Here is a 12,786-nt window from a genome sequence, read left to right on the forward strand (position 1 = left end):
GTCTAGTACGAACTTGGCTACCCCTTCATAACCTTCACCTGGCATCAATGTTTTACCAGAGCCTGGCAAGGAACAACCGCCACCTGCCATGTATGGGAAGATTTCTACATCATCACGACCAGGTACGATATCCCATGTGATGTAAGGTGCTGTACGACCAATGTTTTTACCTGTATTAAATTCATCAAATGTTTCTACACAGTTATGACGAAGTGGAGCATCTTGTGTAGCTTGGTATGTAGCATTGCGCAAGATTTCTTCGAGCTCACCAATCAATGGATAGTTAGAACCAACCTTTACCCAGAATTGTAATACCCCTGTATCTTGGCAAGAAGGACGATTCAACTCATAAGCAAGATCCATATTTTTGTGCATTGTTTCATAAATTGTTTTCGCTAATGGATTTTTTTCATCTGCAGCAAGCTCTTTAATTTTAGCTTCTACATCATCAGGTAATTTTTTTGCTACATAAGCAATGAACTTAGCGATGACATTCGTCATTTCTTGTACTTGTTGTTCTTTCGTACTCATCGTAAACCTCCAACAGGACTTCATATTCAAGACTCTATAATCATTTCTGTTTTGGAGCCTTAGCTCCTTTCGATGATTTCATTCTACTCCTTTTTCAGGATATAACTATCCAATTTACAAGTTGATTTTTGATGGTAAAAGTACAACAAATTCATACAAAATCACCCATATGATTACATTTTCACTCATCTAAAATATACAATTATACCTATATAGAAGCATCAAAAAGAGCACTACCTATCAAAAAGTAGTGCTCTTATACCATTTATTTTTATAGGATTATAACATATACAAATTTACCTATACCTAATGATTGTATATGCGTTCCAAAATAGTTATGAAATTCCCCATTATTTATACATAAAATGGATACAAAAACTATATAAACTAGACTTTTAATGAATTAACCACATTCTCCAGTTGTGTTGTAACCGCTTTTAGCTTTTGATTGGCCACATCTAAATCTGCCTTGTATCTAGTATCTGCTTGGTAAGGTAAAAACGACTGTAATAGCTCAACAATATCTTGTTCTTGTGTAGAAATAATTTCCTTCCAATCATGTAACTTTGTTTTACGTCCCAATTCTTTTGCTTGCTTACGATACTCTGACGGCGTTGTATGGAAGTGTTTCTTAAAGGCCACATTAAAGGCTTTAATATCTGCAAATCCACAGCTACTTGCAATATGTGCTACTCCATCTTCAGAGTTAGCTAAACGAACGGTAGCCTCTCGTAATCTCATACGCAATAAATACTCTAAGAATGACACACCCAATTGGCGTTTAAAGAACTGAGACGTATAGTTCACATTATAGCCACCGATTTTGGCAATATCTTCCAGTTCAATCTTTTGTTGATAGTTCTTATCTATATAAGCAATCATCTTATCAAAGGTAGCTACCGTCATATCTACAGGCTTTGTATTTCCTCGAATAGACTTAACCGCATCAATTTCACTATATAAATCACTAGCTAATGCTAAATAGTGATTCTCTAACCACAATTGATTAGCTGGACTTTCACCATTCATCATCAATAACATCATCGTTGCCGCATGATGTCGTAAGGAGCTAAAGAATGAATTGTAACGATTATCTTGATTTGAGCGTAATACAAACTGATACATACCAAAGTTAGGATCAAACTGTTGGAAAAATTCCTTTCCTACATGTATAACGAGAGCAGTTGTATCCTCTTCTAATGCCAACGTAGCATGCCCTACTTGAGGGGAAATAATGATTGTATCAAGAGGCTCCATTGTGAAAACCTCACTATTACAACTCATTTCTATACGACCTTTTAACAAAATAAGAATCTCTGTTTCCCCATGCCAATTATAATGATACGTACTTACCTTGTATATATGGCTACTAAAGTTTATGTGATTATGTTTATAGGTATAGTGAAAGTAATCCATATTAACTATATGCTCCCTAAAAATTTAACAATAATTATTAAACACCAAGTTTTATAAGCCAATTTTCTCTAACAGAGACAAGGTAAACATAGAAATACCTCCACCGATTCCACCAGCTACTGCTATTGTCAAATACGGAATATCAAGAACTATTTTAAAGGTCTTAAAAAACAGCACTATCTGTAAAAGTCCACAGATTAAGGTTGTCCCAAAAATTACTGCGCCTGCAAAAACCATATTAACAATATTTGTCAGTACAAAAACAGACATAAGTGAAAAAATAAATAACTCTATACTCTTAACTAAAAATATTTCAGAATAAGCATATAAATATACCATAAAAACTCGATTTAATGTTAATGTTGCGTCGGCCCCTCTTCCTATCAATAAAAAGATAGGCACGAACACAACAGACATAACAATAAACGCTAAAAATAAACCTATTATATTCCTTGCAAAAGTAGGATTAATTAAAAGTTCGGCTAATGTTGTTGTAGATTCAGGTTTTAATAAATTAACACTTACGCTCCCCAAAGTCATAATAAATAGCATGAATACTATATAAAATACAACAGCTTTTATAGAACCGCTTAAAGTTCCTCTATCCCGAAAGTATGGCAACCATAAGTTAGGACTCACAACGGCATTAAAAATTTGTCTATATACATTAATAGAGTCAGTACTATTAACCACAAAAACCTCTCTTATTTACATAAAAAATGCATCCCTTAGAAATTCAAGGGATGCATTCATTATGATATATTTATTTAACAACGGTCAACAGCAACTTAATTTTAATCTTTTATTAAGACTAGAGTGTGATGTTCATATATAAATTACATAAGAGCTGTAATAGCTGCTGCTAAACCAAAGAAGATACCTGGTGCATTGGCTAATGCTACTGGAATATCTCTATGTTCTTTAAACAAACCGTATAGTACCCATAATGTACAGTTGATAGCCGCTACTAAAGGTTGGATCCAATCACCAGTGCCTGGATGTGCTAAGTTGTTCATAATTTGTGGGAAATAAGATACATACATCGCTACAGCTGTAACAGTCGCTACCTTCCCTAAGTTTTCCATAAATTTTACTTGATTCATTATATCCTCCAAATTGATTAACTTCATGTTATTGTTAATTCCTCATGAACCATATTTTACTCAGTTTAGAGAATCTAACTATCCAAATTAAAAGACAAATTTTTGAATTAAATTAAGCCAAAAGTATAGTTTTTCATATTTTTTCTCGTTTTAAAACCGCAACCATATATAAATTCACCCAGAAAACACATACAAAAAAGCACTATTCACAAGGAATAGTGCTTTTCGAATCATTTATTCTGATTTTAATATATAGAAAATTACCCAATTCTAATCTTTCTATATGATCCTAAAATTTAATTTACAACAGATTAGAGTTAATCATTAATTAGAAGACTAATAAAAAGATTAATTATAATGCCTTTACCACGTCGGCCAGCTTCGCTTTTAAAGTTACTAGCTTTTGACTCATAAACTCTAGCTCACTCTTAGCTCTCGAATCATCTTCATAGGACAAGAAGGAGTGTAATAGATCAAGAACATCTTGATTTTCCACAGACACAATTTCTACGCCCTTTTGTAAGGTTGTTTTACGGCCAATTGCTTTTACTTGCTTCCGATATTCTGTGGGGGTCATACGGAAATGTTTTTTGAAAGCCACATTAAAGGCTTTAATATCTGCAAAGCCACAGCTGCTAGCAATCCTAGCGACGGCATCATCTGAGCTTATTAACTGAGCAGTTGCATCTCTTAATCTCAATCGCAGTACATAATCTACAAAGGAAATCCCCATTTGGCGTTTAAAAAACTGTGATGTATAGGCAACATTGTAACCACCAATTTTTGCAATATCCTCTAACTCAATTTTTTGCTGATAATGCTCATCTATATAAGTAATCATTTTATCAAAGGTAGCAGGCTTTATATCGCCAGGTCTAGCATTTTCATGAACTACCTTAACTGCATCAAATTCTCTAAAGACATCACCAGCCAAGGCTAAATAATGATGCTCTACCCACATGCGATGTACGGGACTTTCACCTTTAGCCATCAACAACATCATCATAGCCGCATGATGACGCAAAGTTGTAAAGACTTGATTATGACGAGTGCTTTCATCGGAACGAACAACAAATTGGTAAGAACCAAACTCTGGATCATACTGTTGATAAAACTCATTTCCTACATGAACAACAAACGCAATAACATCCTCCTCAAGCGCTAAAATAGAACATCCTACTTGAGGCGAAATTATAACTACATCAAGAGGCTCCATTGTAAAAGTCTCATCATTACAACTCATCTCAACGCGGCCTTTTAAGAGAATCATAATCTCCGTTTCACCATGCCAATTATAATGGTACGTGCCCACGCGATATATGTTGCTGCTAAACTCTATGTAATTATGTTTATATGAATAGTCGAAATAATCCATTGTTTCTGAAGACCTCTAACACAACTGCTTTTGCAGCTCCAGTTCTTGTGCTTTACCAAAATTCAACAAATCGACTTCATCTTGAGTCCAAGCACCAAATAAAATTCGATCTACAACAGTTCCCACAGATTCAGTACATAATTTTGAATTATATACTTGTTCTAAATCACGTTTATACACTTGAACGCTTTCAAAAAGTCCACTCTGTTCAAGTTCATTACTATTAGAAATCAAAGATTTAACAATTCCATCATGATGCTCTTTAGGCGTAGCTCTAGCTTGTAATGGATCCACTACTAACATTTCTAAATAACGCAATTGTGTGGTCAAATAAGATAACTCCGGCTTGGTCGCAATCAAACAAAAGTCAACTGCATAGCCTTTAGCTTTTAACAATGTAGCCGTATTAATCGGTACTGTGGCTGAACGCAAGGTCCCTTCAATAATTAAATTGTAGTGTAAAGAGCTTAACTTATCAATAACAGCCTCTACCATCTTACCGGCAAACATTTTTGTGTAGTCTACACTATCAACACCATATTTCTCCTGTAGTTCCCTAAAATGTGGATGTTGAGCACGATAGGTATCTCCATCAATGACAATATAGTCTCCTTGCGACTCTATCATTTTTATGCGATGAATTGTGGTTTTCCCAGCCCCACTTTGACCACCTAAGATAACGGCATGAGGTGTACTAGATATATTTTTATTAACCGTTAACAACTGAATAGTACGTTCTAGGGCATTATCAAAGTCTTCAGAACTATAGGGCTCCATATTTTGTACATCACTAGTCGTTTTATAATCTTTAACGCCTTGAGAAGCCTGTTCTAATGACTCTTTAATATTGTTTTCTAACTTTACCATATCTGACTTTAGAACTTCTAAGTCATGTATAGACGTAGCCAAATATAACTCTGTATTTACGATATGAGAATATGCTTTTAATGCCTCTACGCAGTCACTAGTGCCACTTTCATCTACTAACTTACAGAGGCGAGCTAACGTCTCCGCACTTTGTTCTTTTAGAACTTCTATTTGTAACGTTAAATTATATTGCTCAATGATAGTCATAGTGTATCCCTCTTAAAGCATATAAAAATGCATCCCCTAAAAATCCAAGGGATGCATTCATTATGATATATTTATTTAACTACGGTCAACAGCATCTTAAAGTTTTCTCGAGCATCAAGGCTATGCGGCACTTCAGATGGCATGATCAAGGTTTCACCAGCTTTCACATTGTGTTCCACATCACCGACGACGATGTGCGCCTCTCCATCGAGGATTTGTACAATTGCGTCACCTACAGTTACATGGGTAGAGATTTCTTCGCCCTTTGGTAACGCAAACAAGGTAATACTGAGGCGTTCATTTTGGGCAATCGTAATACTAATCACTTGCCCCTCTTTATACTCTAAGCGATCGCCTAGATGTAAAATTTCGTTTACTGGGATATTTTTTGTGAAAGTCTTACTCATAGAAATCACTCCTTATATAACTATATACTAGTAAAAGTAATTAAAAAGTAGATTGAAATACATTTCGTCAAAACTCAATGGATGTAACTAAAAGGATTATCCTTTTGTTGACTTTATTATAAGTTAATTGAGATTTAATTTCAGTACCTATAGCAACAGAATTGAAAGAATTTTATATAAAAAATAGACGAGGCCCTACAGAGAGACCTCGTCTTGTTTTTTATCATCATCTGTAAACATTACAGATATTGAATAAGCTTAATTTTGAAATGCTAAACGTCTAAAACTATTAATCTCATATACCTTAAATCGCAGGTAACAATCCCAATAGATACACATCAAAGGTATCGCCAGGCCGTACTTCATGTACACCACGCGGAATGCACGCCAAAGCATTAACAGTATAAAGACCTAACATGCTACTACTGTTAAAGTGACGGTTAGCCACAAAGCGTGGCGCACCACCACCAAAGATTACTTTACCCTGTACATAGCGATCGAAAGCATTTCGTTTAAAAATTTCTGAATCCATTACGCAGGCTACCACAGGGGTAGTCCAGTTTTTCAATCCCTTATAACGTTTCAAGGTTGGTGCTACGATTAAATGCCAGCCGTTAAAGGCAGCCCCTGGATTACCAGATAGGCCAAAGATAATTTGACCTTTCGGTGTCACCGCACCATAGGATGCGGCACCAGGACGCATTTGAATACGTGCATAAATAGATTGAGCACCTAGTTTCTCGTAAATAAGAGGCATCGTATCAAAGAGACCTACGGATACACCGCCGGAGCTGATGATAATATCTGCCTCTTCACTGAGCTGCAACACGTGGTTGATTTCAGACTCTAGTTCCTCTGGCGCATCGCTTACGTGATAATGTGTAATCTTATGAAAGCCTAAGTCTTCTAAAAGGCCGCAAATCATAGCTCGATTGGAATTATAGATTTTACCAGGTGTTAAACTTTCACCCGGCTCAATCACCTCATGACCTGAGGTAAGGACGAGCACTCGAGGCATCACATTTACAGTTATTTCAGTAAACCCTAAACCAGTCAAAATAGTTTGTACTGTAGAGGTTACCTCTGTACCACGTGGAATCACAGTAGTTCCAGCACTACATTCCTCACCTTGAGGGATGATATGATCACCACATTTACATTTACCTTGAATGGAAATTGTTGTGCCTGGTTCTCCGGAACCAACCACCTGTTCTTGCATAATAACTGTATCACATGTATCTGGTACTGGTGCACCAGTCATAATCCGTACTGCATGACCAGGTTCAACAGGGTGTTCCCACACAACGCCGGCACCAATAATACCGTCAACGATATATTCATTACGACCTTCTTCGTAGGCAATGGCATAACCATCCATCGCAGATTTTGGAAACGCAGGTACGTCTGTAGGGGCAATAATATCCTCTGCCAATACGTATCCTTTTGCAACCTTAACATCAATGGTTTCAATTTTATGAACTTTTGTTTGTAAGGCCTCATCCCATAATTGGAGTGCCTTCTCAACAGTAACGACGGCCATGTAAACTCCTCATCATTTCCTGTATGTGGCGTACCAATTTAGGTACGTCTTGATCCAACTTGTCAATTTCAATTGTCGCCACTCGGTCCATTGCATCCGAGATCAGCTCTTCCGTATGTCCCTCTTTTATAACCTCTATAATAGGGGCAATCCCTTGGGACCGTGTTTCTAGTATAACTATATCGACTGGCATATGCTGTGTCAAATCATACAGATTGGATTGTTCTTTTGTGCGTATGCGAATCGCCGTCTCAATAGGTCCCGCAATAGCCACTGCATCAGCACCTGCTTTATAAGTAAGGTCAGTATCTGTTCCATCATGATCCATTTGAAAACCGTGCTTATCGCTTTTAACAACGCCCACAGATAAGCCAACTCGTTGTAGTTCTGAAACGAGACGTGTTACCACTGTAGTCTTACCAGTTTTCCTTTTAGAAGCCACTACGCTAATGAGAGGCACACGACGAAACTCATTTTCTGCTAACGCACGAGCCCATTGGTAGTCTTCAAAGCGATTAATATTACTTAGTTCCCAAGTATAATCACTAGCATCTACAGACTCAACATGACCGATAACATCAAGAGCATGATGCAAAGACATATCCTCACCGACGAGAACAGATTGGATTAAAGAGGCAATATGCGTTCTATAGATACCGGCCATCGGCTCAGCTTTACCACTTTCACCATAAGGAACAATAGCGTTCCAATCATTGTGATCTACTTGGTACAGCCAATCAAAATAGAGATCCATCTCCATAAATGGCATATCTACAGCCATAACTGCATAAGCAGGACTAGGTCCTACAGCCAAAGTGCTATACAGACCTCCTAACGGGCCACATCGCTCAATAGAATCCCGAACAATAGAAACTTTTTCTTGCTCATCATTCGATAACGTATCGAGAATATGAGTCTGAATAGCATGACCTAATTGCTCATCGTCCCCAATAGAGATCAAAATATCATTTACATCGGCATCAAGCCCCTTGCGAAGCGCATGAGATATGAGACTTTCACCACCAACCCAAGACAACAAAGCCTTTGGCTGGCCCATTCTGGTACTAAGACCACCAGCTAAAATAATTAAACCTAATTTATCCACGACGTCGTAAACCTCGTTTAACACCTTGATAGATGAATAATAACACTACAATATTTAAAATACCATCTGGCACCATATAAGAAGCATTATAAACCATAGAGTAAATCCAAGGATTTTGCCCTTGTGGTGCATAGCTAGCAAAAACTACGGCCCCACTAGTAACAGATGCAGCCCAGCGCAATGCGATGCCTACAATTGAGCCTGTAATAAGTCCAGAAATAGAATCTTTAAAGTAGCCGCAAACGCCGATAGCACCATACGCTACCAAGTAATCTAAGATAATACTTAAATAATGAACAGATGATTTAAAGCCTAGAATGAAGTGTAAAATACCGTACACAACACCAGCGAAAATGCCGCGTGTGCCGCCCCAACGGTACGCATAAATCATAAGCGGCACTAAAGCTGCCGCCTTAATAGATCCGCCTTGCGGCATATGGAAAATCGTAATAAATGACAAGACTTGAGCAATGGCAATGGCCACACCTGCTTCAGCAAGCATCCGAGTTTTAGACTGACCCATTTCAATCGACCTCCTCATAAATATATATGTATAACTGATAGTATTATTTATACAGTCTACTTGTATTGTACTACAGTTTTTTCGTGATACCAAACAAAATATTCGGAACGTATTGAAAATTTTACGAGTCTCTTGTATAATGGTACAGGTTCAATATGTAATACTCGAAGGAGATATAGAAACTATGATTAACACAACGAACATCTTTGATTATGAAGACGTGCAATTAATTCCTAATAAATGTATCGTCAGTAGCCGCAGCGAATGTGATACACATGTAAAATTAGGTAAACGCACATTCCGCTTACCAGTGGTACCTGCAAACATGCAAACTATCATTGACGAAGAGTTGGCTGAAAAATTAGCACGCGAAGGCTATTTCTATATCATGCATCGTTTCCAACCTGAACGTCGTATGGACTTTGTAAAACGCATGCACGACCTTAACTTATATTCTTCTATTTCTATCGGCGTAAAAGCTGAAGAATTTGCTTTAGTTGATGAATTCAAAAAAGCAAACTTAACACCTGAATACATCACTATCGATATTGCACATGGTCACTCCAATGCAGTAATCGAAATGATCCAATACATCAAAAAGAACTTGCCTGACACTTTCATTATCGCTGGTAATGTTGGTACTCCAGAAGCAGTTCGCGAACTTGAAAATGCTGGTGCTGACGCTACTAAAGTAGGTATCGGTCCTGGTAAAGTTTGTATCACTAAATTAAAAACTGGCTTCGGCACTGGTGGCTGGCAATTAGCAGCTGTTCGCTGGTGTGCAAAAGCAGCTACTAAACCTATCATCGCTGACGGCGGTATCCGCGACCATGGTGACATCGCTAAATCTATCCGTTTTGGTGCAACTATGGTTATGATCGGCTCCCTCTTCGCTGGTCACGAAGAATCCCCAGGGGATGAAAAAATCGTTGACGGTAAAGCAGTAAAAGAATACTTTGGTTCCGCTTCTGAGTTCCAGAAAGGTGAACGTAAAAACGTAGAAGGTAAAAAAATCTTCATCGACTCCAAAGGTTCTATCTTCGATACATTAGTTGAAATGGAACAAGATTTGCAATCTGCTATCTCTTATGCTGGTGGTACTACTCTACAAGCTATTCGCAAAGTAGACTATGTACTTGTTAAAAACTCCATCTTCAACGGCGACCGTTAATACCTAGAAATATAAAAGCCACAGGTTCTATCCTGTGGCTTTTTTGTGTCTCTGAGGCTATTATTTAAATTTAAACTTCTACTTCTTTTGATTTATCCATTAACATATAAGCGTATTTACCAATACCAGCGCTAATAACGAGCATAGCCGTTAATACACTGAAAGCGATTGTAAGGCTAGTAGCATGAGCAATAAAACCAATCAATGCTGGCCCCATCAAAATACCCATATAACCAAGCATAGTAGATGTTGCCACTGCTTGTGTCATAGGAATTACATTTTGTTCCCCCATAGCGGAGAATAAATTTGGCACTACCATGGCAAGAGAAATACCTACTAATAAATAGGTGTACATGGAGCCGTAACCTGGTAAAAGAACAACAAGCGCCATCGCAAGTGAACCAAATAAATAGCCGCTAATAACGACTTGTTTAGAAGTTAAGTGTTTACCAAGTCTATTACCAAGCAATCGACCAATACACATAGTAGCATTAAAGAACATAACGCCCATAACGGCTTCTTCGATAACGATGCCCTTATCTTCAAACAAATACAATGCACTCCAATCCCCTACGGCACCTTCTACTAAGAAGGATACAAAGGATAAGATGCCAAAGATAATGGCAATGGGATGGAATGATAATGGGCTTTTAGACTTTTTAACAACCTTAGCATTTGGATCTTTACCAAAAGAAAGCATATACTGACTAGTGATAAGCATAGCGATAAACAATACAATAAGTACACCACAAATGCTTTCACTAACTGGCAAAGATAAGGTTTTTAAAAGGACAAGCAAAACACCAGCACCAGCAAAGCCACCTAAGCTCCAACCACCGTGGAAGGCGCCCATTAAATGTTTCTTACTCACTTTTTCTGTCAAAATTGCCTGTAGATTTGCAGAGGCACCGCTCAGCCCCATACCAATACCAAAGAAAAACAAGGCAATGGTCGCTTCAAAAATAGTAGAACACCACGTCACGATACCAAGTGATAACATACCAATAAAGCTACCAATGGTAACGGTTTTCTTGCAACCTAGGGACTCTACCATTTTGCCTGCTATAGCCATAGCTAAACAAGAACCTACACCGAGCAACAAAATCATGGAACCTAGTACATCTTCACCGATATCGAGCTTTGCCTTTAAATACGGCACAAAGCCCGCCCACAAAGAGGTATACATACCGGGAATAAAAAATGCCCCAAAAGCACCACGAATATTTGCTGTAGAAATAGAAACTTGATCGTTCATTACATCCTTTCTGGCTTCTAGAACCGTCCGGCGAAGAAAGGCCCTTTTTATCCGCAATGCGCTAATACTTGCATCATCACAGGAAACCATTTTAATTACATACGATTTATTATTGGAATATAATAACCCTCTTTACGATACATGTAAAGAGGGCTTGGTAAATTTAAACTAAACTTAAAAAGCCATAAAAGGTATTTCTGATTAAATGTAAGTAATTAGTCTTTTAAATGGAATTTAATAAAGCACCCATATGCCTACACAGCTTGTAAGTAACGCCACAAGAACCGGAACGGCGGTACGTTTAAGTAGGTCTACTGATTTAATATGCGCCACACCTGCTACGCCGACCATAACAGGGCTAATTGGGCTTAAGAACAACCCAAGGCTAGCTCCATTTTGCATGCCAAGCATAGTGGTTATCGGATCAAGGCTAAGATTAGATACAATATCAGGTACTAGTGGAACTAATGTGAATAATGGTGCTACATTGCTGCCTGTTACCATGCTAAGGCCTAACATACCGCCTCCAAGGACAGAGGTAAGTCCAATAGAGTTAAGGGATAGTGTTTGCAATGCACTTACTAAGGAATCAATAAGACCTAAACTAACTAACCCTTGTGCAAAGATTTGCCCCCCTATAATAAGGGTCACTGCATAGGAGAACTGGTTCCCCATACCTTCAAAGAAAACTGTGGTACTCTTAAGTACAGTTCTCAAATTGCGATGACGAATTAATTCAGCTAATAGAGCAATACCAAAGGCAAGCATCATAGCCAACGTAACATTCATCTTCACCCCAGGTAAACCATACTGACTAAAGCCCAAGATAAAACACAATGGTAATAAGGGGAATATCATATATAGCTTGGGCCCAATAGGCGCTTCAGGAATACTTTCAAGTTCATTTGCAGCCATAGGTCCATCAATTCGATCTCGGTATCTCTGCCACCAAAAATGAGCTATTGCAGTTACAATGGCAACCAAGAAATAAATTCGTAGTTGGTACCCTACAAAATAGTTCGGTACAGGCATATTCAAGGTCTTGGCAATTAATAAAGTGGACACAGCACCTGGGCCTACATCCATAAGATGCCCTGTAGCTATAACTGCTGCCGCCCCTACAGGGCTTACACCTAATCGAAGTAACACAGGATCCATGGTGACCATCATAAGAAGAGCAAGGCTCAACGGATTTGGTACACAAATGGATAGGCCCATATTGAGTAGAAACATAAGGGCTAACACAATATATGGTCGATTGAGACGATATAAAGGCTGAATAATTG

Annotated in this window: 13 protein-coding genes; 1 reads left to right on the top strand and 12 read right to left on the bottom strand. The window is 38.0% G+C overall.

The features are described 5' to 3' along the window. The 10 genes from Q0F90_RS03605 to thiT form a co-directional block, all read right to left on the bottom strand. Positions 1-531, bottom strand: a 531-nt coding sequence (locus Q0F90_RS03605) for a fumarate hydratase (protein ID WP_296003431.1), incomplete at its 3' end; no start/stop codon positions are given. Between the two features lie 387 nt (positions 532-918). Next, complete coding sequence (locus Q0F90_RS03610) at positions 919-1,947, bottom strand: AraC family transcriptional regulator (protein WP_296003432.1); 1,029 nt, start codon at positions 1,945-1,947, stop codon at positions 919-921. A 51-nt stretch (positions 1,948-1,998) separates the two neighbouring features. After that, positions 1,999-2,640: a hypothetical protein gene (locus Q0F90_RS03615; RefSeq protein WP_296003434.1), complete on the bottom strand. Its 642-nt coding sequence runs from the start codon at positions 2,638-2,640 to the stop codon at positions 1,999-2,001. A 143-nt stretch (positions 2,641-2,783) separates the two neighbouring features. Continuing rightward, a complete protein-coding gene (locus tag Q0F90_RS03620) occupies positions 2,784-3,050 on the bottom strand; it encodes a SemiSWEET family transporter (RefSeq protein WP_009351082.1) in 267 nt (88 codons plus the stop codon). Positions 3,051-3,402: 352 nt separating this feature from the next. Beyond that, positions 3,403-4,425, bottom strand: coding sequence for an AraC family transcriptional regulator (locus Q0F90_RS03625; protein ID WP_296003437.1), 1,023 nt, complete (start codon positions 4,423-4,425; stop codon positions 3,403-3,405). A gap of 15 nt (positions 4,426-4,440) precedes the next feature. Next, positions 4,441-5,499 (bottom strand): zeta toxin family protein, encoded by a 1,059-nt coding sequence (locus Q0F90_RS03630; protein WP_296003439.1) that lies wholly within the window; start codon positions 5,497-5,499, stop codon positions 4,441-4,443. Positions 5,500-5,570: 71 nt separating this feature from the next. Continuing rightward, complete coding sequence (locus Q0F90_RS03635; protein ID WP_105086291.1) at positions 5,571-5,906, bottom strand: cupin domain-containing protein; 336 nt, start codon at positions 5,904-5,906, stop codon at positions 5,571-5,573. A 304-nt stretch (positions 5,907-6,210) separates the two neighbouring features. Then, positions 6,211-7,446 carry a molybdopterin molybdotransferase MoeA gene (locus tag Q0F90_RS03640; protein ID WP_296003441.1) on the bottom strand — a complete coding sequence of 412 codons (1,236 nt, stop codon included), beginning with the start codon at positions 7,444-7,446 and terminating at the stop codon, positions 6,211-6,213. Next, a complete protein-coding gene (locus Q0F90_RS03645) occupies positions 7,427-8,551 on the bottom strand; it encodes a molybdopterin-guanine dinucleotide biosynthesis protein MobB (protein ID WP_296003443.1) in 1,125 nt (374 codons plus the stop codon). The genes Q0F90_RS03640 and Q0F90_RS03645 overlap by 20 nt, the downstream gene beginning before the upstream one ends. Further along, positions 8,544-9,074, bottom strand: a complete 531-nt coding sequence (thiT, locus tag Q0F90_RS03650; protein ID WP_296003445.1) for an energy-coupled thiamine transporter ThiT — start codon at positions 9,072-9,074, stop codon at positions 8,544-8,546. The genes Q0F90_RS03645 and thiT overlap by 8 nt, the downstream gene beginning before the upstream one ends. Before the next feature lie 184 nt (positions 9,075-9,258). Here thiT and Q0F90_RS03655 point away from each other — a divergent pair, with 184 nt between their 5' ends. Then, a complete protein-coding gene (locus tag Q0F90_RS03655; protein ID WP_296003447.1) occupies positions 9,259-10,245 on the top strand; it encodes a GMP reductase in 987 nt (328 codons plus the stop codon). Positions 10,246-10,315: 70 nt separating this feature from the next. On the opposite strand, the gene Q0F90_RS03660 is transcribed toward Q0F90_RS03655, so the two are convergent. Together Q0F90_RS03660 and dcuC are read right to left on the bottom strand one after the other, a co-directional pair. Next, positions 10,316-11,500, bottom strand: a complete 1,185-nt coding sequence (locus Q0F90_RS03660; RefSeq protein ID WP_296003449.1) for an MFS transporter — start codon at positions 11,498-11,500, stop codon at positions 10,316-10,318. Positions 11,501-11,734: 234 nt separating this feature from the next. Beyond that, positions 11,735-12,786: C4-dicarboxylate transporter DcuC (gene dcuC, locus Q0F90_RS03665; protein ID WP_296003451.1), on the bottom strand; the 1,052-nt coding region annotated here is incomplete at its 5' end.

It is taken from the genome of uncultured Veillonella sp., assembly GCF_934190855.1.
Classification (GTDB): domain Bacteria; phylum Bacillota; class Negativicutes; order Veillonellales; family Veillonellaceae; genus Veillonella.